The sequence below is a fragment of the Parasphingorhabdus sp. genome (assembly GCF_036964675.1).
Lineage (GTDB): Bacteria > Pseudomonadota > Alphaproteobacteria > Sphingomonadales > Sphingomonadaceae > Parasphingorhabdus.
The window spans coordinates 20,893-45,091 of record NZ_JBALTF010000013.1 but is presented as its reverse complement, the minus strand read 5'-3'; the positions used below and the strand labels follow the sequence as shown (position 1 = coordinate 45,091).

The 24,199-nt window shown below is 52.8% G+C and carries 23 protein-coding genes; 12 read left to right on the top strand and 11 right to left on the bottom strand.

The genetic code is table 11. The features are described 5' to 3' along the window. From V7665_RS04190 to V7665_RS04180, 3 genes are all read left to right on the top strand, one after another. A partial coding sequence (locus tag V7665_RS04190) for a UDP binding domain-containing protein (protein ID WP_335663281.1) occupies positions 1 to 523 on the top strand: 523 nt, incomplete at its 5' end. Between the two features lie 16 nt (positions 524 to 539). Then, a complete protein-coding gene (locus V7665_RS04185; protein WP_335663280.1) occupies positions 540 to 1,343 on the top strand; it encodes a class I mannose-6-phosphate isomerase in 804 nt (267 codons plus the stop codon). A 10-nt stretch (positions 1,344 to 1,353) separates the two neighbouring features. Next, a complete protein-coding gene (locus tag V7665_RS04180) occupies positions 1,354 to 2,421 on the top strand; it encodes a mannose-1-phosphate guanylyltransferase/mannose-6-phosphate isomerase (protein ID WP_335663279.1) in 1,068 nt (355 codons plus the stop codon). A 9-nt stretch (positions 2,422 to 2,430) separates the two neighbouring features. Here the strand turns inward: V7665_RS04180 and V7665_RS04175 are convergent, their stop codons facing one another. After that, the gene (locus V7665_RS04175; protein WP_335663278.1) at positions 2,431 to 2,805 is read right to left on the bottom strand and encodes a hypothetical protein; all 375 of its coding nucleotides are present in this window, start codon (positions 2,803 to 2,805) and stop codon (positions 2,431 to 2,433) included. 94 nt (positions 2,806 to 2,899) lie between these two features. Between V7665_RS04175 and wecB the strand changes: the two genes are divergently transcribed. The 3 genes from wecB (at position 2,900) to V7665_RS04160 (ending at position 6,797) form a co-directional block, all read left to right on the top strand. Further along, positions 2,900 to 4,045 (top strand): non-hydrolyzing UDP-N-acetylglucosamine 2-epimerase, encoded by a 1,146-nt coding sequence (wecB, locus tag V7665_RS04170; RefSeq protein ID WP_335663277.1) that lies wholly within the window; start codon positions 2,900 to 2,902, stop codon positions 4,043 to 4,045. Positions 4,046 to 4,150: 105 nt separating this feature from the next. Further along, a complete protein-coding gene (gene wecC, locus V7665_RS04165; RefSeq protein ID WP_335663276.1) occupies positions 4,151 to 5,449 on the top strand; it encodes a UDP-N-acetyl-D-mannosamine dehydrogenase in 1,299 nt (432 codons plus the stop codon). Between the two features lie 25 nt (positions 5,450 to 5,474). Next, on the top strand, positions 5,475 to 6,797 hold the full coding sequence (locus tag V7665_RS04160) for an O-antigen ligase family protein (protein ID WP_335663275.1): 1,323 nt from the start codon (positions 5,475 to 5,477) through the stop codon (positions 6,795 to 6,797). Here the strand turns inward: V7665_RS04160 and V7665_RS04155 are convergent. Genes V7665_RS04155 through V7665_RS04135 form a run of 5 tightly spaced genes read right to left on the bottom strand, consistent with a single transcriptional unit; the run spans position 6,742 to position 10,857 of the window. Next, entirely contained in the window at positions 6,742 to 7,575 is an 834-nt protein-coding gene (locus V7665_RS04155; protein ID WP_335663274.1) for an SMP-30/gluconolactonase/LRE family protein, read from the bottom strand. The two genes, V7665_RS04160 and V7665_RS04155, sit on opposite strands and share 56 nt — an antisense overlap. Further along, a complete protein-coding gene (locus V7665_RS04150) occupies positions 7,572 to 8,315 on the bottom strand; it encodes an SDR family NAD(P)-dependent oxidoreductase (RefSeq protein WP_335663273.1) in 744 nt (247 codons plus the stop codon). Before V7665_RS04150 ends, V7665_RS04155 begins: the two co-directional genes overlap by 4 nt. Beyond that, a complete protein-coding gene (locus V7665_RS04145) occupies positions 8,308 to 9,252 on the bottom strand; it encodes an NAD(P)-dependent oxidoreductase (protein ID WP_335663272.1) in 945 nt (314 codons plus the stop codon). Before V7665_RS04145 ends, V7665_RS04150 begins: the two co-directional genes overlap by 8 nt. Beyond that, positions 9,249 to 9,953, bottom strand: coding sequence for an acylneuraminate cytidylyltransferase family protein (locus V7665_RS04140; protein ID WP_335663271.1), 705 nt, complete (start codon positions 9,951 to 9,953; stop codon positions 9,249 to 9,251). The genes V7665_RS04145 and V7665_RS04140 overlap by 4 nt, the downstream gene beginning before the upstream one ends. Continuing rightward, positions 9,904 to 10,857, bottom strand: coding sequence for a glycosyltransferase (locus tag V7665_RS04135; RefSeq protein ID WP_335663270.1), 954 nt, complete (start codon positions 10,855 to 10,857; stop codon positions 9,904 to 9,906). The genes V7665_RS04140 and V7665_RS04135 overlap by 50 nt, the downstream gene beginning before the upstream one ends. Before the next feature lie 126 nt (positions 10,858 to 10,983). Between V7665_RS04135 and V7665_RS04130 the strand changes: the two genes are divergently transcribed. Continuing rightward, positions 10,984 to 11,805, top strand: a complete 822-nt coding sequence (locus V7665_RS04130) for an FkbM family methyltransferase (RefSeq protein WP_335663269.1) — start codon at positions 10,984 to 10,986, stop codon at positions 11,803 to 11,805. Between the two features lie 9 nt (positions 11,806 to 11,814). Continuing rightward, entirely contained in the window at positions 11,815 to 13,236 is a 1,422-nt protein-coding gene (locus tag V7665_RS04125) for a hypothetical protein (RefSeq protein WP_335663268.1), read from the top strand. 16 nt (positions 13,237 to 13,252) lie between these two features. On the opposite strand, the gene V7665_RS04120 is transcribed toward V7665_RS04125, so the two are convergent. The 4 genes from V7665_RS04120 to V7665_RS04105 form a co-directional block, all read right to left on the bottom strand. Beyond that, complete coding sequence (locus V7665_RS04120; RefSeq protein ID WP_335663267.1) at positions 13,253 to 14,083, bottom strand: hypothetical protein; 831 nt, start codon at positions 14,081 to 14,083, stop codon at positions 13,253 to 13,255. After that, positions 14,034 to 14,666, bottom strand: coding sequence for an FkbM family methyltransferase (locus tag V7665_RS04115; RefSeq protein WP_335663266.1), 633 nt, complete (start codon positions 14,664 to 14,666; stop codon positions 14,034 to 14,036). Before V7665_RS04115 ends, V7665_RS04120 begins: the two co-directional genes overlap by 50 nt. 62 nt (positions 14,667 to 14,728) lie before the next feature. Continuing rightward, the gene (locus tag V7665_RS04110; RefSeq protein ID WP_335663265.1) at positions 14,729 to 16,003 is read right to left on the bottom strand and encodes a WcaI family glycosyltransferase; all 1,275 of its coding nucleotides are present in this window, start codon (positions 16,001 to 16,003) and stop codon (positions 14,729 to 14,731) included. A gap of 108 nt (positions 16,004 to 16,111) precedes the next feature. Continuing rightward, positions 16,112 to 17,548, bottom strand: a complete 1,437-nt coding sequence (locus tag V7665_RS04105; RefSeq protein ID WP_335663264.1) for an exopolysaccharide biosynthesis polyprenyl glycosylphosphotransferase — start codon at positions 17,546 to 17,548, stop codon at positions 16,112 to 16,114. 154 nt (positions 17,549 to 17,702) lie between these two features. Between V7665_RS04105 and V7665_RS04100 the strand changes: the two genes are divergently transcribed. From V7665_RS04100 to V7665_RS04090, 3 genes are all read left to right on the top strand, one after another. Beyond that, on the top strand, positions 17,703 to 18,581 hold the full coding sequence (locus V7665_RS04100) for an HpcH/HpaI aldolase/citrate lyase family protein (RefSeq protein WP_335663263.1): 879 nt from the start codon (positions 17,703 to 17,705) through the stop codon (positions 18,579 to 18,581). A 97-nt stretch (positions 18,582 to 18,678) separates the two neighbouring features. After that, complete coding sequence (locus tag V7665_RS04095) at positions 18,679 to 20,133, top strand: coniferyl aldehyde dehydrogenase (RefSeq protein WP_335663262.1); 1,455 nt, start codon at positions 18,679 to 18,681, stop codon at positions 20,131 to 20,133. Between the two features lie 12 nt (positions 20,134 to 20,145). Next, positions 20,146 to 21,315 (top strand): CaiB/BaiF CoA transferase family protein, encoded by a 1,170-nt coding sequence (locus tag V7665_RS04090; RefSeq protein ID WP_335663261.1) that lies wholly within the window; start codon positions 20,146 to 20,148, stop codon positions 21,313 to 21,315. A 1-nt stretch (position 21,316) separates the two neighbouring features. Here V7665_RS04090 and V7665_RS04085 read toward each other — a convergent pair whose 3' ends face one another. Then, entirely contained in the window at positions 21,317 to 22,702 is a 1,386-nt protein-coding gene (locus V7665_RS04085) for a DEAD/DEAH box helicase (protein ID WP_335663260.1), read from the bottom strand. Between the two features lie 409 nt (positions 22,703 to 23,111). On the opposite strand from V7665_RS04085, the gene V7665_RS04080 reads away from it, so the two are divergent. Next, entirely contained in the window at positions 23,112 to 24,029 is a 918-nt protein-coding gene (locus V7665_RS04080; RefSeq protein WP_335663259.1) for a glutathione S-transferase family protein, read from the top strand. Positions 24,030 to 24,199: the final 170 nt, after the last annotated feature.

Genomic DNA, 24,199 nt, shown 5'->3' with positions numbered 1-24,199 from the left:
CTGCTTTCCGAAGGACACGCTGGCCTTGATGAAGACGGCACAGGACAATGATAGTCCGGTTCGCATTGTCGAAGCCGTGGTTCAAGTGAATGAGCAACGCAAACGCGCCATGGGCCGCAAGGTCATTCATGCTTTAGGCGGCACCGTACGCCTCAAAAAAGTGGCTTTGCTCGGCCTTACATTCAAACCGAATACTGATGATATGAGGGACGCACCCTCCATCGCCATCGCGCAAACTTTGATTGACGCAGGAGCGGCAGTGACCGCCTATGATCCCGAGGGCATGGAATTGGCGAAAGAGATCATGCCATCAGTCACAATGGCGAACAGCAGTTACAATGCAGCGAAAGATGCGGATGCGGTCGTCATTGTCACCGAATGGGACGCATTCCGTGCCTTGGATTTGAAGAAGCTTGCAGATGTAATGAAAGGCAATGTGCTGGTCGACTTGCGAAACATTTACAATCCATCGGAAGTTGCCCAAACCAGTTTAATATACACGAGCGTCGGGAGAAACCGGTGAGCCTTAATTCCAGGACATGAAGTTGAAGAGGAAATTCGTCGAAAAGCCCTGGGGTCAGGAAGTTTTACCTGATATTTTTGATGGCGGCAGCGGAAAGAAGATTGGAGAGGTCTGGTTTGAAGCGCCGAAGGGCATCAAACTTCAGCTCATGGTCAAATATCTTTTCACCAGTGAAAAGCTGTCCATTCAGGTCCACCCCAATGACAGACAGGCGCGCAGGATTGGATTTCCGCATGGCAAGGAAGAATGCTGGTTCATTCTCGATGCAAAACCAGACGCCGTTTTGGGTCTCGGTTTGAAAAAACCCGTCAGCGCAACAAAATTGAAAACCGCTGCAATATTGGGAGAAATTGAGCAACTCATTGACTGGAAGCCAGTCAAGAAAGGCGACTTTTTCTATGTCCCGGCAGGAACGATCCATGCCATCGGAGCGGATGTCTCGCTGCTGGAAGTACAGCAGAATATTGATATAACCTATCGCATGTACGACTATGGTCGGCCGCGCGAGCTCCACCTCGAGGAAGCGATTGCGGTTGCCAAGCTGACCGCTTATGACATGGATTATTGCAATGAGATTCCGGTTGACGAGTCTGCCATTCTTTGCGTTGGCGCACCATTTGCATTGTTCCAAATTATCGGAACCGACGACGACGTAATTTCGAAGACGGCGAGCAAAGAATGGCAAATCATCCCTTTGGAAGGGTCGGTTACCGTCCGCGGCAAATTGATCAAGGCGGGGGACTGTGGAATTTGCCCGCGATTCTCCGATATCGATCTATCTAAAAACAAAAGGTCACTCATCGCTTGTACGATGACGTGAGATATTGACCATGGCGCAGACCACGCAAATCACTCCTGTTATCTTATCCGGTGGCACCGGAACGCGATTATGGCCACTTTCGACCCAGGAAAAGCCGAAGCAATTTCTAAACCTGCTGGGCCCGCTAAGCATGTTCCAACAGACGCTGCAGCGCTGTGCAGACCAAACAACATACCGCAATCCGGTCATTGTGGGCTCTGCCAGACATATTGAAATCATGCAGGATCAGATGCAGGAAGTGGGTGCGACAGCCCGCACAATGATCTTGGAGCCCTGCCCTCGCAATACCGCACCCGCGATTGCGCTTGCGGCGCTCGCTGCTGAAAACCCGACCGATTTGTTACTGGTTATGCCCAGCGATCACATCATCAAAAATATTGCTGCATTTCAAAAAGCCGTGCTCGCATCGGTTCCAGTAGCAGAAGCCCGCTGGTTGGTGACATTCGGGATCGAACCTACCGGACCCGAAACCGGATACGGCTATATTCAACAGGGAGATGCCATCGTCGGAAGCGACAGAATTTTATCGGCAAAGAGATTCGTCGAGAAACCAAATAAGGACAATGCCGAGAAAATGCTCGCTGATGGCGGCTTTCACTGGAACGCAGGAATATTTCTCTTTCGTGCCGATGCCTATTTGGCTGCCATGGAGAAATACGCTCCCGAGATACTTGCCGCCTGCCGGTCCGCCATGGCTGGCAAGCAGACAGAAAACGGGCTTTGTCACCCTGACTCGGAGGCTTTCGCATCCGCACCCTCTGACTCAATTGACTATGCGATCATGGAAAGAGCGCAAAAGGTCGCGGTAACTCCCGTCAACCCGGGCTGGTCAGATGTCGGCAGCTGGGATGCCCTGTTCGAAATCTGCAACAAGGACCCGCAGTCCAATGCCCTGTTCGGCAATGCTGTGACAATCGATTCAAGCAATAATCTGATCCACAGCCAGGAACTTGAAGTCGCGGTTCTGGGCGTGGAAAATCTCATTATCGTCACCCATGAAAATAAAGTCATGATATTGCCCCGTGGACAATCACAGGACGTCAAAAAAATAGTGCAAAAACTTGGGGGGAGAGACTAGGATCAGGAGTTATATTGGCGGATTGGCACGATCCAATTTTTCCGGCTCGCCAACCGTTTTAGCTCTTCCGGTAAGCCAAGTCGGCCAATATCTGGCAATCACCAAAAGCAATGATGGCAATAGCAACGTGTTCCAGACATCTCTGATCGCCCCATCAAAATATTCCTGCGTAGCATTTAAAGGATCCGGAACGAAGGAATAGTCATAATATTCATTGGTCAAGGCAGCCACTGCAACCAACAACCAAGGAACCGGGCTGGCTAACGAACGACGAAGAATAAGGGCTACAATCAGTTGAACCCCGACACCCGCATAAATATGCAGGGAGTCACGATCCAGCCCGGTTGACAGTTCCAGCCAGTTTTTGATTTCAAACCAATCCATGAAAATGCGATTGGGCTAGCCGAACGCGGCGGTCAACGCTTTTGCGAAAGATATGATTATCAAAATTTTAGCCAAAAGTGATTAAGCAGCCGGAATGACAAAACAGATGATAACAAAACCGAAAATCTTGACTATTTTTGGCACCAGGCCGGAGGCAATAAAGCTTTTCCCGGTCGTTCAGGCCTTGTCAGCGCGAGACTCTCTGGAAACGCTATCCTGCGTCACGGCCCAGCACCGGGAAATGCTGGATCAGGTTTTGCATATCGCTGATATCCAGCCCGATTTCGACCTGGACCTGATGAAAGCCAACCAAAGCCTCGATGATCTTACCGCCAGATTATTGTCCGGCATTGGCAAAATACTGGACGAAACTAAGCCGCAACGAGTCGTGGTGCAGGGAGATACGGCCACTGCCATGTGCGGCGCTCTGGCTGCCTATTACCGGCAGATTCCGGTCAGTCATGTCGAAGCCGGCCTGCGCAGCTACAATATCTATCACCCGTGGCCGGAAGAGGTGAACCGCAAGATCATCGGCACGATTGCGGACCAGCATTTTGCCCCGACCCAGACATCGGCAGACGCGCTCAAGAAAGAAAATATCCCGGCTGAGCAAATATATGTCACCGGCAATACCGTGATCGACGCCCTTCTTGTCACTTCAACTAAATTTAATGATCAAAGCATGTTAGACGTTAATCTTGGTGAACTATATAAGAAGTTTAGCGACCGCAGGATCATCGGGGTGACGAGCCATCGGCGGGAAAATCTGGGCGATGGATTGACCAATATTGCCAGCGCGCTTCGAACAATCGCAGAGCGCGATGATGTAGCCCTGATTTTTCCGGTTCATCTCAACCCCAAAGTAAGGGCGATCATGCAGGACGCCTTGGGTGATCTCGATAATGTCGCGATGATCGAACCGCTAGACTATCCCAATTTTGTCAGCCTGCTCAATCATTGCAGCTTCATGATGACCGACAGCGGCGGCGTACAGGAAGAGGCGCCAGCGCTTGGCAAGCCGGTGCTGGTGATGCGGGACACTACCGAACGACCAGAGGGCGTTGCAGCCGGAACCGCCAAGCTGGTCGGGACGGACAAAGACGTTATTCTGGCAGAAGCCACCAGGCTGCTCGACGATGAGGAATATTATCTTGCAATGGCCCGCGCGCACAATCCGTTTGGCGATGGCAAGGCCAGCCAGCGCATCGCCGACATCATCGAAAAGAGCCTCACCGCCTGAATATTTCCGGTCAAGCCAGCATATTACCTAAATATTTACAATGATTGGCTAGCTTCCCCGCAGGTCAATCGCGCCGGTGCGGCGCCCTGGGGAGTGGTTTTACACATGTTATCGGAAGAAAAGCCAAGCGTCTGTGTCATGGGACTGGGCTATATCGGCCTGCCGACGGCAGCCGTTATCGCTCGCTCGGGATGCATGGTTCTCGGTATAGACATCAACGAACAGGTCGTGGAAACCATCAATTCGGGCAATATCCATATCGAAGAAGTGGATCTGGACGGACTGGTTCAAGGGGTCGTATCCCGCGGAACGCTTCGCGCTTCGTTGATGATCGAACCGTCCGATATTTTCATCATTGCGGTGCCGACTCCGTTCGGCGAAAATCATATTCCCGACACCAGCTATGTCATGGAAGCAGCGACCAATATCGCCGCCGCCCTGAAAGCGGGTGACACGATCATCCTGGAATCGACCTGCCCGGTTGGCACCACAGAAAAAATGCGGGATCTGATCGCAAAACTGCGCCCGGACCTCAAGGTACCGGGATTGACGAGCGACATTCCAGACATTGCCATCGCTTATTGCCCGGAACGGGTGCTGCCCGGGAAAATCCTCGAGGAACTGATCCAGAATGATCGCAGCATCGGCGGTATCACCCCGCGTTGCGCGCGCAAGGCGCTCGGCTTCTACCGCCGCTTTGTCCGCGGCGAACTGGTGACAACTTCGGCGCGCGCAGCGGAAATGACCAAATTGGTCGAGAATAGCTACCGCGACGTCAATATCGCTTTCGCCAACGAACTTTCGATCATCGCCGATCATATGGAACTCGACGTGTGGGAGGTCATCCGCCTCGCCAACCGCCATCCGCGCGTCAATATCCTGCAACCCGGCCCTGGTGTCGGCGGCCATTGTATCGCGGTCGACCCATGGTTCATCATTCACAGCGCCCCCGAACAGTCACAGCTCATCCGCATCGCCCGCGAAGTGAATGACGGCAAGACCGGCCATGTCCTGGAACAGGCCTCGCTGCTGATTGATGAACTGCCCGGTGTATCGATCGCCTGCTTCGGACTCGCGTTCAAGGCCAATATCGATGATTTCCGCGAGAGCCCTGCCCTCAAGATCGCCACCAAACTGGCGCGGCGCTATGGCGGACGTGTGAAAATTGTCGAACCCTATGCCAGCGAGCTGCCGGCAGCCTTTGCAGATACGGGTGCCGAGCTGATCGATATCGACCAAGCGCTGGAAACCTGCCCGATCATGATCACCCTCACCGATCACGACATGTTCAAATCAATCCCGCTCGACGAACGCGCAGGCAAGGTGGTCTATGACACGCGCGGGATCTGGCCGGATCAGCCGGACAATCGGCAGGCGGTCAACGAAACCAGGCTGGCGAGCTGATTTTGTGATCGCGGAGGAAGCTGCATTGAAGGCGCAAAAATGGCAATGGTCTGACATCCGACCGACCTTGAACAATTTTCTAGGTCGCAACTGGCTCATGTTGCTAGCGATCATTCCCCTCTTCAGAATATTGGTTCTGACATCGTCAGATGGTGATTTTACAAATTGGCAATTGAGCTGGCGCATCTTTTGGTCGCCTTCACTCTATGTTGAACTCGCGGTGATAATTATCGCGCTATTGCACAAAATGAGCCCTGCGAGCATGTTCTCCACCCTCTCAAGACCGGTTCAGTATATATCGGGCATATGGCTCGTCGCAGTCATCGCGGCCTCGTCATTGGCGGCATTTCCGACACTGGCGATAGCGTCCGCGATCAACTGGATTGTGCACATTTTATTTGCGGCAAGCGCGGTACATCTCTTTCGCTGCTTCGACGCAGATCTGGCATCCATGATCCAGAAATTTTGCCTGACCCTTGCTACCTGCGCCGCACTTGCGGGGACGGCGATCATTGCATTTGTGATAATCACCGGCGTGGATTCCGGATATGACTGGAAGAGCAGCCTTCCCGGCTTTGCCCACATTCGTCATACGGGCTATATTTTTGCACCCGCAATTGCCGCCGGTCTTGCCAGCCTCGCCATTTGGCCGAAGTTTCAGATCAAGCCCCACCTGTTCGTCCTGATGATCAACACCACCGCCATGCTATGGCTGGGATCCCGCGGGCCAGCGGTAGCCCTGATCGCCGCGATTGTGATTACCATGATTTTCTCACCCCAGTTGCGCAATCGCTTATTCTGGACGCGTATTGGTGCGGCAATACCGACCGGTTGCATCCTGTCGATCCTGTTGCCAGCACCTGCAATAGGCTGGTTTGGCGCCATTCAGCGTTTCTGGAACGCCAGCGGAGAGCCTTCAGACATATCGTCCGGTCGCACCGATATCTGGCTAGAAACAATACGGCTGATTGGAGAACAGCCATGGTTAGGCTATGGAGGGCTGCAATTTCAGCAGATCAATTCCGCTGCGGAGGGGTTTTTCAAACATCCTCACAATAGCGTACTCCAGTTCATATTTGACTGGGGTCTGCTGGGCGGCACAGCGATGCTGCTGCTACTGGCAATTGCCTATTTCCGCTTGTTACTGGACAAGCGAATCCCAAGTGAATTGCGGACTTTTGGAGTGCTGGGAGCAAGCACAATGCTGGCATTTTCGATGTTAGACGGCGTACTATTCTATAACTTCACAATTGCCGTCACAATAATATTCCTGCTGTTGCCGCTTGCATCCATCAATCCACACGGAATGCGTGCAAGCGACCATCAATCCCTTCGCCTGCGAGATTGACCATCGCACTTGTGACATAGAAGGTTCCGTCCGCTGCAAAAGCAATTTTTGTTGGACGCTGCACTGGCAAATCAACTTTTTTGACGACTTGGCCAGTTGAATCCAAAGCTCGCAGACATGCACCATCCCAGAAGGCTACCCACAAGTTGCCGTCCGGACCAAAGATCATTCCATCCGGATATCCATGGCCTTGACCAAACTGCGCCCATGGAGCGATATCACGGATACCGATAAACTTGTCATAGCAACCACGAAAGATCGTCTGTTTCGCAGAATCAGTAAGAAAAACATATTTTCCATCCGGCGAGAAGGCAGGCCCGTTGGTTACTTTGTATCCGGATAGCAGCTTGTTCACTCGTCTGTCCGGAGCCATCCGCCACCAACTGCCACTGTCAGTCTTTTCGGCATCGTCCATGGATCCTGCCCAAAAATAACCATCCTTGTCCACGGCACCGTCGTTGAAGCGATTTCCCGGGATGTCTGCCTCAGGATTGCATATCGGATTGACGATGCCCTCCGACGAATAATCCGGTAGCATGATCGCGGAAAAACCGGATTGCATGGCAGCCAGAAAACCTGGGCCGGCCGGGTCATCCGCGATACAACCGATCTGCTCGGACACCGACCAGATCGTCTCTGTGAGAGTTTGCGGACAATAGCGAATGATCTTCTGTCCCTTGATATCAAGCCACAGAAAGGCATTTGCTTTCGTGCTCCAGTAGATCCCTTCCCCCAACCGCGCGCGATAATTTCCGATGAGGTATATATCGGGTTTCATACTGGGTCGTGTAGTCGAGACAATATGCCGCCATCAAGATAGAAGCAGCATCCGGTGACGAAAGATGTATTGGAGGAAAGCAGAAAGAGAGCGGCTTGAGCCACATCTTCGCAATCGCCAATTCTGCCAACGGGATGGGCAGCTTCCAGCGCCGCAAATTCTTCATCCTTCCCTTCGAACCCGGCCTTCAGCATGTCCGTCGCAATCGCTGCGGGCGCCAGGCAGTTGACCCGGACATGTGGGCCCAAATCGACGGCAAGTGCGCGGGTTAGGCCATGAAGGGCCGCTTTGCTGGTGGCGTAAGCAACAAAACGCTTCTTTGTCGCCTGAGCATGCACAGAGCCGATATTCAGGATTGACCCTTTGGCCTCGTGCAAATGTGGCAAAAGAGCTTGTGACATAAAAAAGGGTGCGCTCAGATTGACCTTCAGCGTTTCATGCCATTCTTCCGGCTTGATTTCCTCCGTCGATCCCAGAATCTGGACCGCAGCGTTGTTGACCAAGGCCTTGATCGGGCGATCGCCAGCCGCCTTCAGGATGGCATCGATGCAGCCGGTCTGAAAGTCGGCTTCGTCGCAACAATCCGCCAGATCATAGTTGATGAAAGCGTCGCATTTTGCATGATTGATGGCGTTGCGGTCGATGCCTATCACGAACCAGCCTGCTTCGTGCAGCGCGGCAACAATTGCTTGTCCGATACCGCCGTTGGAGCCGGTGACCAGAGCTGCAGGTTTAGTCATTTTGCAGGAACCCCGCGATAATATCGATCGCCATTCGGCTTACACGCTCCACGGCATCGATAGTGTTTGAACCATTATGGCTACCGAAAACATTATAGGGATAGTCCCGAAGCGGGCTATCCACTGGTAAAGGCTCGACTTCAAACACGTCCAGTCCAACCGAATGGATTACGCCCCGTTGCAAACCGTCAATCAGCGCCTGCTCTTCGACCACGGGTCCGCGACCAACATTGACAATGCGCACGCCCGGCTTCACCCGATCAAGCAGTCCGCGATGGAACATATGCCGGGTATGGTTATTGAGCGGAGCGGTAAAGACGAGGAAATCCAGTTTCGATAGCCCTGTAGGCCATTGTGCCGGTGTAACGTGCAGCCCCTCGACTGCTTCGAAAAAAGGATCATAGACCGTAACCTCCATGTCCGCGGAAAGCATCCGTCTGGCTGTGTTCCGACCGATATCACCAAAGCCGATGAGGCCCACTTTTTTGCCTGCCAGCGAAATACCTGCCGGTTTGGGCCAACTGCAATTCTGCCGGATTTCCCGATCGATATAAAAGCTCTGGCGGGCCAGAGCACCGACATAATTCATGGCGAGGTCCGCGACTTCTTTGCCGAACACTCCAGGCGTGTTGGTGGAGTGAAGGCAGAGCCGGTTGGCGGCGTCAAAATCAACATTGTCGACACCGACGCCCCATTTTACAATCGCTCGCAATTTCCCGGCAGCCCCGGCTTCCAGAACATCAGCCGTGGCTGGATCATCGCCGATAATCCAGCCATCATAGGCCGGCAGCATATCGATCAGTTCGGCTTCGCTCATCACTTGCACAACGGGAGCCGCTGTGAAATCGAGGCCTTTCGCGTCAAAATCACCCGCAAATTCTTCAATCAAACCCAGCATGGGTGGACAAGTAACAAGAATGTTCTTGCGCTCGCTCATAGGGCTTTGTCCTGCTGATAAACTGCCATTGCTTCAGCCATATCCCATTCGGCCTGTCCGTCGATATCAACGGATTCCGTTTTGTCCATTTCAAACATCACGGGATTTGCGCCAATACGCGCGTTGGTTTTTGCGAAGCTATCGCGATTAAAAATGTAAAGATTGGAATTTTCCTCAAACCATGTTTCCAGGTCCTGAGTACGGATCAGATTGTCCGGGTCATGATTGATTGCCGATCCATCTTCGCGGTAAAATCGGGTTTGTACCTTGTTCACGGAGAATAGCGAATCTGCTCCCAGCTTCTGCATGGAACTCTTATATTGAGACAAGGCTCGCTCAATCGTCCTGCTCCGCAACAATGGATTGGTTGTATGGGTCATGACATAGTTGTCCGCCGTCACGGCATCAATATCGTCGGCAAGCACCATATTCATCGAAACGAAGTCGCCGCAAATTTCTGGTTTGCGATCTCGGATGACGATCCGGCCACCGGCATCACCATCTAGCAAACCGTTGTCCGCCAGAATGTCGCGCGCATCCGTGTTGATCACAACCGCATCAATCGCGCCGACTCCAAGCAACGAGTCGAGCACCCAGCGGAACAAAGGTTTGCCAGCAAATTCCCTGAAATTTTTACCGGAAACCCGAGCGCTATGCGCCTTCATCGGCAGGAGCGCGACGGTTTGAAAATTCTGGACCACGTGACGATGACCTTTCCGTTGACCGGGGATAGAAATATTTTTCTTTCGCTTCGCGCGAGAGCTTGCGGTGATCGTTATTGCCTCGCCATGTTCCCCAATATTGCATGGCACGGAACATAACGATTTCTCCGAAATGCTTCAGTAGTCGATGTTCCTGCAAGGCAGCTGCGCTATCGAATAGGATACCGATGGCTGTATATCTCACAAAATCGGAAATACTGACATGGATTTCGGGCATAATCGCTTGCAAGGCGATCGCCTCGCGTTCGTATCTGCGCCTTATCTGGGACCAGCTTTCCTCATGAATATGTTCCACTATGGCAGCGGCAGCATAGCCAATTTTTCCGCCATCCTGCCAAAGCTGCTTGGCGAGCGCCATATCCTCAAGACCGGTTAATTCTTCGTCGAACCGATATTTTTCCCAGGTTTCGCGACGCAACACGCTATTGGCGTTGTTGCAGAAAAAATCGCCTTGCGGCAACTTCGATCCATCAGGAAAATATTTGAGCAGCAGACATTTCTCAGAAAATTTGGAATAGCCTTCCCGCGTGATCTGGCGTCCATAGCCATAGTCACAAATATCGTCGTCCAGTGGTTTGCACAGATTGAGGAGCCAATCATTTCCTACAGGCACGCAATGTCCGGAAATCAACACCAAATAACGTCCGCTTGCCGCTTCGCATCCATGATTGAGCGAGCGACCGAAGGTAAATTGGGATTTATCAATCGTGACGATTTTGCAGCCAAAGGATGCCGCAATTTGGAGCGTTCCATCGGTTGATCCGGAATCGACCAGGATGGTTTCGCAGGACAAACCGTTCAATTGTTGCCCGCGCACCGCTTTGAGCAGTTCGGGCAGCCATTTCGCTTCGTTCAGCGTACGGATGATGATGCTGATATCCATCTGGTTTCTCCAAAAACCGGCCTATGGGAAAAGAGTTAACGAAAACTTATTTTTGTGGTTAATAAATCTCAAAGGCTTTTGTGTTTAAAGCTCTGGTTCACCGACTTATGGAGATCATCAAAACCCGTGCTAAAAGACAAACTTCGCCGCCTGCTGGGAGATAGCAAGGTTCGTCGCCTCAAACAGCTCACCGGGCGCGATCAGTTCGATGAGGTGCGGTTGATTCATGAGGTTTTTCGCCAAGCTGCGAAGACGGGAACGATGGTCGATATCGGCGCCCATTACGGCATAGAGCTCGCAATGTTCGTCGATCTGGGCTGGGATATCGTCGCATTTGAACCCGATCCAAAAAATAGGCAGCATCTTGAAGCGGCTTTTGGCAATCATCCCCTCGTGAAAATCGACACCCGCGCTGTTTCGGATCATGCTGAACCGGCGAAGCCCTTTTTTGCCAGCGAGCAAAGCTCCGGCATCAGCGGTCTTTCGGCTTTTCACGAAAGTCACCAACAAACAGGAATGGTTGAAGTCACAACCATGGCGAATGTAGTTCAGGAATATGACTTGTCTGCAATCGATTTTCTGAAGATCGACATCGAAGGCTTCGATTTTTTTGCGATCAAGGGGATCGATTGGAAAACCACCAGGCCGGAGGTTATCATCTGCGAATATGAAAATGCCAAGACATTGCCATTGGGATATTCTGTTGCCGACCTTTATGCATATTTAAGCGAACGTGGCTACCGGATCACACTATCCGAATGGTATCCGATCAGCGAATATGGTGCGCAGCACCGATGGAAAGCTTTTGCTGCCACACCGGATATGCTGGATCCAGAAGGTTGGGGAAATCTCATCGCCTTTGAAAACGGGCCAAGCTTCGACCTGCTATCCATGAAACATATCAACGATCTGGCCAAAGAAGTCTATCCCCGGATTTTTGGTGGATAACAAAGTCAAATGCTAAAAATCGCAAGACATTATTGGCATTCTGCGGGTGCCATGACGGCTTCTTCGGTAGTTGCTCGCGCTCTGGCGATGGCGCTCCCATTGCCCGTTCTCTATGCTTATTTTGATACCACCGTGGTATCCTTTTGGCTGCTGATCACGACATTCCAGTCAATCATTGGGGCATTGAGCGGCAGTTTACCCACTATATCGATGCAGATGCTATCCTATGCATTTGCGGGATCAAATCGATTGACCGGTTCCACCGGGGAACATGCCGCCACCAAACAGTCTGGACCCAATCGCAAATTGATGGCCCGTGTGAACGCGCAGTTGCAAATTGTTTTTCTGATACTTTCCGGTCTGTGGCTGCTTTTTGCAATTACCGGCGGCACCTCGATCATCTATCGCAGCCTATCGGCGCTTCCAAACATGGAACATGGCTGGATGATGTGGGCGGTCTTTATCATTCTGTCGATCCTCAGATTGCTCATTCAACCAATGATGGCGTTCCTGTTTGCGGTTGGGGAGACTTCCTCCGCGCGAAGGGCAGAAGCGTTCACCTGGCTTGCAGGCGCACTGCTCACCCCACTATTGCTTTGGATAACGCATAATCCAGTGATCGGCCTCGCATCACTTTATGCACCTTTTCTCGTCCAGTATTTTGTCGTTCGGCGCTGGGCCAGGAAGAACGGATTTGAGTGTGAGCGCACTAAAAATCCGGAAGAAGACGAGCAACCCATTATGCGCTTGGTATGGCAACGCGCATGGCGCGGGACGATCGGTACTTTTGCCGGCATGTTCACGCTATATGGCGGTGGGTTCCTTTTCGCTCAATATGCGACTGCGGCTGATTTGGCGGCCTTTTTGCTCGCATTAAATGTTCTGGGATTTATTCAGCAGTTTGCGATGTCGCCCCTGTATGGCGCGATGCCTGCAATGGCGGCATCTTATGCCAGTGGAGATGCAACCAAGCTTCTAGGTTTGGCAGATCGGGTCATCTTGAAATCTTCCTGGCTGACGGCGTTGTTGCTCGTCCCGGTGCCACTCGCTTTCGCCTTTGCGCATTCCATTGGCATCGACATTGGGTTCGTTCCGGTTTCAATCTGGCTGTTGTTGGCCATTGCGACGATGATCGCCCGCTATGGGGCGACCCATCTTCATCTTTACGCGGTGTCGAACGAGATCAAGCTACACATCGCAAATGGACTGTTTGCATGCCTCTATCTCATCCCCCTGATGCTTGTGGATCGTCCAAGCCTGACCCTGTTCGCAGCTTTTCAGATTGGCTCGGCGATCCCCTACGCATGCTATGCACGCTCGCTGACATTGGGGGCATTCGGATATGTTTTGGGTCGCGATATCTGGGCGATATTACTACCGATCGGGGCTGTAATCCTATTGATCGCCCCTCAGGTTCAATGGTTTGGATGACTATTCTGCGACGCGGTCAGGAGTTGCTTAACGCCACCGCCTCGTCGATATCGATCTTTTCGAAAATCTGCAACTTCCCACCAACGGTCGCGTCGTAAATTTTGCGGCCATCCTGCTCGAAGGCAAGCCGGCTTTTCAGGAATACTTCCTCGCTTGCGTCGAGATTGGGAACGCCCCAATAACTGCCGTCCTTGAAATAATTGGGGTCAAAATGATTATTGTCGGCGCCGCGACGCTTTTCATAGATATTGGCAGCACCTGACTTGTCAAAACTATGATCGACGCCGACGATTATCACGGGATTGGCACCCATATGATAGGCAAGCTGCAACGCTGCATATGTTACCGTTGCCCCGGACCCCATGCCGCTACTGACATCGCCACTAAATTCCTCATCATTTCGCAGGTTAAAGAAACGGATTGCAGCGGACCGTTTCTTCAGAAACCATCGACTTTTCCAGGCCAGATAGATCGGAATTTCACTCGCTGCAAAAACGTCGCTATGCTGTTTGACTACCAGATTGTTGGTGCACATAATCAGCGAAGGTCGCCAACTTGAGCGATCAAACAGCATATCGATTTTGTTCATCCCGATGGAGGCAATCGAATTGAATCTTTCCAAAGGTGTTTTGTTGATACTGGGGCCATTGCCTACAATCAGAAGCGGTTGCCCTTTATATATATCTTTCAAACTCGCAAGATGCTCCTTTTCGGAAGACCGGAGAAAGAGCATCTCCTCAACCTTATAGCGCACGGGTTTAGTCAGACCGATAATCCATCTTAGCATTTTTATTGACCTATAGCCTCTGGAACAAAATATCGGCCTGAACCGGCTCATTCCTGTCATCTGATACCATATTAAAACGCCCGATCTCCTCATAGCCGTAGCCTGCGAGCAGCTGTTCAATTTCGGGGAAGAGGCGTTGTCCGGTATATAATTCCATAAATGACGCTTCGACAAAGATCCATTTGATTGCACCGACGAGAGCCGTGGCACCCAGCAAAACTTCATATTCGAAACCTTGCACGTCAATTTTTAGCAGCGCTTGCCCGGACATCATTCCCGAAGTTATAATCTCATCCAGTCGACAGACCGGAACGGTCAACAATCCGATTTCTTCCATATCGAACATTGATTTCTGACGATCCGCTAGCGGCAACAAGGAGGAGGAATCGGCGCGGGAAGCGAGATGCAATTCCATGTGGCTTTGCTCAGCGGCCAAGGCGCACCGATGGAGCGTTGCGCGCTTCCCGAGGTGACTGACAAATTTGTCGGCCTGGTCGGGCAGCGGTTCGAATGCAATCAGTTGTGCATCTGGCCACAAGTTTGCGGCCATTGCTGAAAATTGCCCTTTGTTGGCGCCAACATCGATAATCGTGTCGGGTTCAAGCCCGTCGAGAGCGGAAATATGCTCGATCGTCGGTACCACGCCGCGAGACAAGGCAGGCCAATAGGCCGGGTTGCAAAATGCACGCAATGCCTTTCCTACTTTCATCCTGCTCCCCCTGAAAATTCTGACTTGCCAACCGGTTTTGAGAATTTATCCGCCCCGGATATCTGAGCAAAAGCGCGTTCCAAATCAAAAATGATCTGCTCTTTCGACCAGTCTTGCAGACTGCGCCTCCGTGCCGCTTTCGAACATTCGCTGTGCAAGATAGAATCATCCATCAGATTGACTATCGCTTTCGCCATCGCGTCGGGACTATCCGGTTCCACAATCAAACCACATCCTGCGACCGCAACGGCAAGACCGGTCCCTGCCTCGGCCCCCGCAACAACCGGACGACCGGAAGCCAACATATTTGCAAGCTTTGAAGGCAACAGTAAGTCAGCTGCATCTCTTTTCTGCGGTAGCAAATGAATCGTAGCCAATGACAATAGATCGTTCAAATCTTCAAATTTTTGCAGTCCATGAAACTGGATATTTTTCAAATCGGCAGCACATTTCTCCAGTTTCCCGCGATTGGGACCGTTACCGCAGATGACAAATGTTATGTCTTCACGATTTTTCAGACGGCGGGCCGCCTCAATGACATTTTCCAGGCCCTGCTTTTCGGAGATACTTCCCGAATAGAGAGCCACATGATCTGTTGCAATATTCCATCGGCTACGAAACAAGGAGTGGCTCTTGGGTTTGATCGTCGCATCATCTGCCCAATTATTCAGCTGATAAACAGCTGCCGAAGCAACGCCCTTGTCTAACAGTTTCTGGCACATGGCGGATGAAATACTGCTGACCTTGTCAGGCAATGACAAGCAGAAATGTTCGAACGAGTGCGCCCATCGCTTGACCATGTCTTGTGAATTGATTTGTCCTGTTGCAAATGCCGCCTCGACTTCAAAATCCTGAATATGCAGCCATTGCTTGGCACCGGTCATACGAGCCGCCAACGCACCGATCGGCGCGGAAAAAAGTGACGGCGAAACAGTGAATATAATGTCCGGACGCATCCGGAAGCTGCTCGCGATCATCGGGAATAGCGAGGTTATCGCGAAACTGAGATGGTGCAAGATGCGTTTTGGGCCACTGGGATTTCGAGGAACGTAAATAGGGCATCGCGTTATTTGAACACCCGCCTGTCGGTCGCTCGCATAACGCCAGGGTGAATGACCTGCAGCGACCTGCCAATCCGGATAATAGGGCGGCGCGGTGACAACCTCGACCGCATGACCGCGTGCGACAAGATCCTGCGCAAGGCCAGCTGTATAGACTGCAATACCGGTTAATTCCGGTGCGTAATTTATGCCGAGAATGAGGATTTTCATGGCTTGAAGCTATTAAGGAATATGATTAAGAAACGCTTACAAATAATCAAAATGCGCAAGACTGGGTTGCATTCAAAAATTTTTCTTGCCCGCTTATACGGTATTTTATCAGTAGGCATTTTTGTGAATCAGGACCGTAAAGGTCTTCAGGATGATCTCCAGATCTTTCCAGAATGACCAATTCGAGAGATATTCCAAATCTGCCTGCAAACGGTTGACCAAATCCGCTTTGGCATGCGTAGCGCCGCGAAAGCCCCTCACCTGGGCCAGTCCTGTCAGCCCTGGCTTCACCGCATTGCGGTGCCAATACCGCCCGTCAATATCCCAGAATAGCCGGTCATCGGCTTTCGAGGCTGCAGCATGCGGGCGCGGCCCGACAATGCTCATGTCGCCGATCAAAACGTTGAACAATTGTGGCAGTTCATCAATGCTGGTGCTTCTTAAAAAAGAACCCACTCTTGTCAGCCGTTCGTCATCTCGATGGGTCGATATCCTGCCATCAGAGCCAACGGCATTCATACGCATGGAACGGAGCTTCCAGATCGTGAAATTTCGATTGGCGAGGCCAATGCGCTTCTGCAAGAAAAATGCCGGTCCACGACTCTCCAATTTTATTGCGGCTGCGGCAATCAATATGACCGGCAATGCAGCGGGTATAGCCAGCGCGACGATCGTGAGATCGAGCAGTCGTTTTGACACCCGTTGCCTTAAACTCAGCGGATCGCAGCTCAAAAGCAGGGCGGGTTTCCCGTCGATGGTTGTCAAAGCAAGAGGTGCCAGTTCGGTCAATTCCTCAACAACGATTTCACCGTGAATGTTTAACGACTTCATGGCGAAAGCCCATTTTGCTCTATTTTCTGGCGCACATTTGATGATCACTCTTTCCATATTCCGAGCAATCTGGCCTAGTCTGAGGAGGGCATCATAGTCCGAGGGAACTGGCGACCCGGATCTCGTCGTTCCAAAGGTCATTGATGCGGAATCATTCTCATCAATCAATAATATCGCATAGGGATTGTTGCCGAGTATATGTCTGCCAATCTTCGTCACAAAATGCCGGGACAAGGCAAGATTGGCTGCCGATAGGATCACAGCAATACCGAACATGATCCGTGAAAATTCTTCGCTTGTTTTTAACGCGTAAGCAAACAGCAACATCGAACCTGCGGCGAACAGAAACCCCATGATTGCTTTTCGAATGCCAAAATTGGAATCTATCGTAGCACGCGCACTATAGCCATCTTTTGACAGAGTTATCATTGCAAAAATTGGCAGAATAACGGTCAGCAGCAATGATTGCTGATGAGTCAAACCGCCATGACGGAACATATCTGCAGTCAAAAAAGCAACAGATATCGCAATGATGTCGAATAAAAGCAGGGCCAAGCCAATTGTCCTTCGGACCTGCTTCTTGTTGGATAAGCCTGAATCAAGGCCAGTTCCGAAGGGAAATTGTTGGGCATCCGCAGTGTGACCTGTTGCAAACTGCCCCTCTACCGCCGCTCCCTCAGCATCAACCGGCCCAAATTTATGATTGTGCTTCATGAAATTGGCTTTTCCCTTTGGAAACGACATTCTTTTTACGAGTAGAAACTATTGACACCGGGATGGTTAATATGCGGTAAAATTTCTTCATTGCCGCTTCGATTGATCCGAAATTCGGCCTTTTCCATGGTCGCCTCCGATGTTAGAGTTGTTCATGACCGATACCCATTACCGCCCTCGCCGATCCTGCCTGTACATGCCCGCGTCCAACAAACGCGCGCTGGAAAAGGCAAAAACCCTCCCCGCCGACACGATAATCTTCGATCTCGAAGATGCCGTGGCACCGGACGCCAAGGAAGAAGCGCGCGAAAATGCCTGCGCCGCGCTGCAATCCGGCGACTATGGCAACCGGGAACTGGTCGTACGCGTCAACGCGATGGACACACCCTGGTTTGCGCATGACCTCAGGCAGGCATGTCTGAGTCAGGCAGATGCCGTGCTGGTTCCGAAAATATTGAACGCCGATGATATCATCCAGATCACCGATTTCATGGAAGATCTCGATGCCAGTCTCGACACCCAGCTATGGGCGATGATCGAAATGCCGCAGGCGATTTTGAAGCTCGCCGAAATTGCCGCGCTTGGCCCGCAGCGGCGACTGACAACTTTTGTCATGGGTTTCAATGATCTGGCCAAGGAAATGCGGGCGGATCATGATCGCGCGGTTTTCGGCTCGGTGATGACGCAAACAGTTATCGCCGCGCGGGCCTATGGCCTCAACGTCATCGACAGCGTCTATAATGATTTCAACGATCCGGACGGTCTCGCGGCAGAATGTATCGAAGCGAAAAAGCTGGGTTTTGATGGCAAGTCGCTGATCCATCCGGCACAGATCGAGACCGCCAACCGCGTTTTTGCACCAAGCGCGGATGAATTGGCTGCGGCAGCGGCGATCATCGCGGCGTTCGCAGATCCGGTCAATGCCGGCAAGGGCGTGATCGTTGTCGATGGCAAAATGACCGAGCTGCTGCACCTCAGGCAGGCCAGGCAGCTGGTCGCGACCGCACAGGCGATCGCGACATTGGCGGATTAGCCGGTTCACCCTCGACAAGCCGCCAGAAAACCGTTTAAGTGGTCAATTGAAATGGATGATGCCGGGGCGTTAACACCCTGCGCGATGGAGAGCAGATATGGAAGCATTGGAAGCGGCAGCTGGCGAAGTCAGTAAAGACGAAATCATGAAGCTTTTTCAGGCGCAACGCGACGCCTTTCACGCGGAATTGCCGGTCAGCTTTGGCGCCCGCATGGACCGGATCAACCGCACTGCGCAAATGATCATCGATCATCAGGACGATCTGTGCGAGGCGGTATCCAGTGATTTCGGCCACCGCAGCGGCGTCCAGACGGTGATGACCGATCTGATGTCGGTGGTCGGCCATGCCAAGGATCACAAGAAAAATCTCAAAAAATGGATGCGCCCGGAAAAGCGCAAGATGGATTTCCCGCTCAATCTGCTCGGTGCCAGCGGACAGGTCGAATATCAGCCCAAGGGTGTGGTTGGCGTCATCGCGCCGTGGAATTTCCCGATCAATCTGGCCTTTGATCCGGCGATCGGCGCCTTTGGTGCCGGCAACCGGGTAATGATCAAATTTTCCGAATTCTGCCCCGAAACCGGTGAACTGGTCAAGAAGCTGGTCGCCGAATATTTTTCTCCGGAAGAAATGACGGTCATCACCGGCGGACCGGAAACGGGCAAATCCTTCTCCGAAATCCCCTGGGATCACCTGATCTTCACCGGTGGCGGCGGCATTGCCAAACATGTGATGGCAGCAGCAGCCCAGAATCTGACCCCCGTCACGCTGGAACTGGGCGGCAAGTCGCCAACCATCGTCGGGCCGGATGCCGATGTCCAGAAAGCAACCCAGCGCATCGCCATGGGCAAGATGATGAACGCCGGTCAAATCTGTCTCGCGCCCGATTATCTACTGGTCCCGCATGACAAGGAAGAAGCGGTCGTGTCCGGCATTGTCGCGAGCGTTTCCGAACAATATCCGACTTTGATTGCCAATGATGACTATACGTCGGTGATCAACGCCCGGCACAAGGACCGGCTGCAAAGCCTGATCGATGATGCGCTGGCAAAAGGCGCGAAACAGACGATCGTCAATCCGGGTGACGAGGATTTTTCCAACACCAACAGCAACAAGATGCCGTTGACCGTGCTCCAGGACGTCAATGACGACATGCGGGTGATGCAGGAAGAAATCTTCGGTCCGATCCTGCCGGTAAAAACCTATCGCAATCTGGAAGAAGTGATCGATTATGTGAACGATCATGACCGGCCGCTCGGGCTTTATTATTTCGGCGAGACCGAAAGCGACAAGCGCAAGATATTGGACAAGACAATATCCGGCGGCGTCACGGTGAATGATGTGATTTTCCATATCGCCCAGCATGACCTGCCGTTTGGCGGGGTCGGCCCCTCCGGCATGGGCGCCTATACCGGCCCCGATGGCTTCAAGGAATTTAGCCATGCCAAGGCGGTCTATCGTCAGCCGAAAATCAACATTGCCAAAATTGCTGGTTTCCTCCCGCCATATGGTGCGACTACGGACAAGACCATGAAGCAGCAGATGAAACTCTAAAGTCAGGCAAATATGGCAGAATTTCCGTTAGCGGGGCTCAAGGTCCTCGATTTTTCCCGTGTTGTCGCTGGGCCTTATGCCACGCGCATGCTCTCCGACCTGGGCGCAGAAGTGCTCAAGGTGGAGCCACCGGAAGGCGATGTCACCCGCAAGCTTGCCAAGCGGGAAAGCGGGGTCAGTGGCAATTATCTGCAGCTCAATATCGGCAAGCGGAATATCTGCGTCGACCTGAAAGCTGATGGTGCACGCGCGTTGATTCACAGGTTGGCGGCACAGGCCGATATTGTCGTGGAGAATTTCCGTCCCGGCGTAATGGACAAATTTGGTGTCGGTTGGTCCGACCTGTCAAAGGTCAATCCCCGGCTCGTGATGCTCTCTATCTCCGGCTACGGGCAAAATGGTCCGGAGCGCGGCCGAGCGGCCTATGCGCCTGTGCTGCACGCCGAAAGCGGACTGATTGCCCGACAAGCCGAGATGAGCGGCGGCCATCCAACCGATATCCAGTTTGCGATGGCCGACAGCTACAGCTCCCTGCACGGCGTTATCGCAATACTGTCCGCCTTGCGTACACTCGACCAGACCGGCGAAGGCCAGCATATCGATCTTGCGATGCTGAACGTGCTCCACTCAGCCGATGACTATGCCCATTTCGCCCTCGACGACATCTGGCCCAAAGCACCTGAGACACTGGTCTGGAAAGCGCCAGAAGATCGCCAGATTTTAATCACCGGCGATATGAAATGGCTATGGATCATGTTTTCAACAAAAGATGGCCTGAAGGATCCAACCCCTGAAGGGGCCGATGTCGCGACAAAAGTCCGGCTGCGGCGCGAGGCAATGGAACAGCATATAATGTCGCACAAGAGCTTCGATGCGCTGACCGCGACCCTGGACCGGCTCAACCTCGCCTGGGGCGAAGTGCATCCATTTGGACCGGAAATCTACGAACAAACCAGTATCAAGGCTCTGGGCACGATCGTTGACGTTACCGATGATGACGGCAATGCACGGCGCACCGTGCAATCGCCCTATCGCTTTTCAAAATCGAAAAGCGGCATCGACGCCAACGCCAAAACCGCAAAACGCGGCGAACATAATGTCGCCGCGCTTCGGGATTGGTTGCATATGGATGATGCAGAAATCAGCGCCCTGACTGAAAGCAAGGCGCTGATTTCAATATAGTCTAGGCGTCGGCGTTGCGCACCTGACGGCGTTTGAACGATTTCGCGCCATTGTTCCAATGTTTCGGTCCGTCGCTCTTGGCGCCGGCACCTGCGCCGGAACCTGGGCCACCGCGTCCGGTACCACCGCCACCAGGACGGCCTTTACGGGCGCTATGCTTGTTCTTGGGCGGTCCATTGCGGGTTGGCGTTGCGCCATATTTTTTCGGCTTCTGGCCATAGATGCGCGAAGCCACTTCCTCGCGAGGCGGTTCGTCATAGCCTTCCGGCAATGCAATGACATCGGGTTTGACACCGGTCAGTTTCACCACATCACGCAGGAATTGCCGTTCATCCGGTGCCACCAGCGAGTAAGAAATACCGCTCGCGCCTGCCCGTGCTGTCCGGCCGATCCGGTGGACATATTGCTCGGACACATTGGGCATGTCGAAGTTGATGACATGGGTGATGCCATCGACATCGATGCCGCGCGCCGCAATATCGGTGGCGACAAGAATGTTGATCTTGCCCTTCTTGAAGTCACCCAAGGCGCGTTCGCGCTGTGGCTGGCTCTTGTTGCCGTGGATGGCAGCAGAATGAATGCCAACCGCCATCAGGTTTTTCACAACCTTGTCAGCACCATGTTTGGTCTGGGTGAAAACCAGCATATGATCGGGATTTTCGTTGTTGACGAAATCCTTCAGCAGCCGCTGCTTGTCATCCTGATTGATGAAGGTGACGCGCTGATCAACCCGTTCGGCGGTCGTCGATTGCGGCGCAACCGATACCTGGATCGGATTGGTCAGAAACTGGTCGGCCAGTTGCGAGATTGTCTTGGGCATGGTTGCCGAGAAGAACAGGCTCTGACGCTGTTTTGGCAGCATCGGAACGATTTTCTTCAGCGGAACAATGAACCCGAGATCCAGCATCTGGTCGGCTTCGTCGAGCACCAGGATTTCGACCTTGGACAGCGTAAGAAAGCGCTGATCGATCAAATCGAGCAGACGACCCGGTGTTGCCACCAATACGTCGACGCCGCGTTCCAATATGCGCTTCTGCCGGTTGATCGGCACGCCGCCAAAGGCAGAGGTGATGAACAGGCCGAGACCCTTGGAATAGCCGGTCATGCTGTCGGCAATCTGCCGTGCGAGTTCCCGCGTCGGCGCCAATACCAGCATCCGGCATTCATAGCGTCCGGCCCGGCGTTTGTCGTTCAACAGGTGATGGATCGAAGGCAGCGAGAAAGCGGCGGTCTTGCCGGTACCGGTTTGCGCGATACCGAGAATGTCCTTGCCTTCCAGCGCTGGCGGAATAGCCTGTTGCTGAATTGGCGAAGGAGTCGTGTAGCCGCTTGCAGCCACGAGTTTTTGAATAGGTTCCGCCAGAGCGAAATCAGAAAAGTTAGTCAATTTTAATACCTTGTAATAGCAGCAAGTTTCCAGCGCACAGCATGGAAGCTATACGCGTGTTCGCCGTCTGTTAAGACGACCCGCGTGATCAGGCTGCCGGAAAGAAAGAAGCAATGAAGGCGATAGGTTCGAGATGATCTTGTCACCTCTCACGCAGAACTCTCGCCAGACGGTCAATATCAATTGCCGCCTTTGCTGCAATGCAACATAGGTGTTTTTGCGACCAAGTCAAGCGTTACCGTATTCCGCTTGTGCCTGAGGGTGAATTTCCGGTTGGCCGCGGTTGCTCACGCCGAGCCTCTCCGCGGCGAAGATTTAGAACCCCGGCCGCGACCGAACTTACACTCGCTGTGCGGGATCAATTGACCGCTTCTGCTAAATCCTTCATCCACTGTCCATGATTCCGGAGATGACCACAGTGCCTGACATTCTTTTTCACCAATATGACAGCTCACCATTTTCAGAGAAAGTGCGCGTTTGCCTTGGCATCAAGAAGCTGGCTTGGGCTGCTGTCGATCAACCGGTGATCATGCCCAAGCCCGAACTTGTGGCCCTGACGGGCGGATATCGCCGTATTCCGGTCATGCAGATCGGTGCAGACATTTACTGTGACAGCCAGCTAATCGTCCGGGAACTTGAACGACGATTTCCTGAACCAACGTTGTTTCCGCAGGGCGACCACGGCCTGGCATACGCCAATGCGATGTGGTCGGACCGCACAATATTCCAAGCGGCGGTTGCGATCATCTTTGGGGGCCTCGGTGACAAAGTTCCGGCCGCTTTTGTAAACGACCGCGTAGCCCTTTCCGGGCGTTCGTTTGACCCGGTCGCCATGCAGGCCGCGGTGCCCCACATGGAAGCGCAGATGCGTGCACATGTGGCATTGCTGTCCGATCAGCTTGCAGACGGGCGCAGGTTCCTGACCGGCGACCGCGCCGGACTGGTTGATGCAAATAGCTATTACAACTTGTGGTTCATCCGGTCTGCCTTTCCACCAGCGGCAAGCCTGTTTGAGAACATGCCTCACGTGCCTGAATGGTTGGAGAGAGTAAAGGCGATTGGCCATGGCGAGCGATCGGCGATGAGCCGCGAGGACGCGCTCGATATTGCGCGGACAACCGAGCCGATGGCCAGCAAAGTTGCACCTCGGGACGCCGAACTCGAAGGTAAGAGGGTGACTGTTGCCGCCGACGACTATGGACGCGACGCGGTTAATGGACTGTTTGTGGGCTCGTCCGAACATCATGTCTCGATCAGCCGCGAAGATTCCCAAGCCGGCCAGGTCGTTGTTCATTTCCCGCGCATAGGATTTTCCGTGCAGAATTGACGCAACCAGGAGCGTATCCTGCAAAGAATTTGAGCAGAGGGGGAATATCAGAACTGCCGGTCGAGAGGCAGGATACCACGCGTAACGCGCTAGAAAAGCAGCCCGACGAAAGGCCGCGATCGGGCTACTCGCTCCGCCGGCAGCGGACTGACCGCTTCAATGCCATCCCG

Coding starts and splice junctions, on each gene's coding strand:
- V7665_RS04185 (WP_335663280.1), top strand. CDS start 540: ATGAAGTTGAAGAGGAAATTCGTCGAAAAGCCCTGGGGTCAGGAAGTT.
- V7665_RS04180 (WP_335663279.1), top strand. CDS start 1,354: ATGGCGCAGACCACGCAAATCACTCCTGTTATCTTATCCGGTGGCACC.
- V7665_RS04175 (WP_335663278.1), bottom strand. CDS start 2,805: ATGGATTGGTTTGAAATCAAAAACTGGCTGGAACTGTCAACCGGGCTG.
- wecB (WP_335663277.1), top strand. CDS start 2,900: ATGACAAAACAGATGATAACAAAACCGAAAATCTTGACTATTTTTGGC.
- wecC (WP_335663276.1), top strand. CDS start 4,151: ATGTTATCGGAAGAAAAGCCAAGCGTCTGTGTCATGGGACTGGGCTAT.
- V7665_RS04155 (WP_335663274.1), bottom strand. CDS start 7,575: ATGAAACCCGATATATACCTCATCGGAAATTATCGCGCGCGGTTGGGG.
- V7665_RS04150 (WP_335663273.1), bottom strand. CDS start 8,315: ATGACTAAACCTGCAGCTCTGGTCACCGGCTCCAACGGCGGTATCGGA.
- V7665_RS04145 (WP_335663272.1), bottom strand. CDS start 9,252: ATGAGCGAGCGCAAGAACATTCTTGTTACTTGTCCACCCATGCTGGGT.
- V7665_RS04135 (WP_335663270.1), bottom strand. CDS start 10,857: ATGGATATCAGCATCATCATCCGTACGCTGAACGAAGCGAAATGGCTG.
- V7665_RS04125 (WP_335663268.1), top strand. CDS start 11,815: ATGCTAAAAATCGCAAGACATTATTGGCATTCTGCGGGTGCCATGACG.
- V7665_RS04120 (WP_335663267.1), bottom strand. CDS start 14,083: ATGACAGGAATGAGCCGGTTCAGGCCGATATTTTGTTCCAGAGGCTAT.
- V7665_RS04110 (WP_335663265.1), bottom strand. CDS start 16,003: ATGAAAATCCTCATTCTCGGCATAAATTACGCACCGGAATTAACCGGT.
- V7665_RS04105 (WP_335663264.1), bottom strand. CDS start 17,548: ATGAAGCACAATCATAAATTTGGGCCGGTTGATGCTGAGGGAGCGGCG.
- V7665_RS04100 (WP_335663263.1), top strand. CDS start 17,703: ATGACCGATACCCATTACCGCCCTCGCCGATCCTGCCTGTACATGCCC.
- V7665_RS04095 (WP_335663262.1), top strand. CDS start 18,679: ATGGAAGCATTGGAAGCGGCAGCTGGCGAAGTCAGTAAAGACGAAATC.
- V7665_RS04090 (WP_335663261.1), top strand. CDS start 20,146: ATGGCAGAATTTCCGTTAGCGGGGCTCAAGGTCCTCGATTTTTCCCGT.
- V7665_RS04080 (WP_335663259.1), top strand. CDS start 23,112: ATGACCACAGTGCCTGACATTCTTTTTCACCAATATGACAGCTCACCA.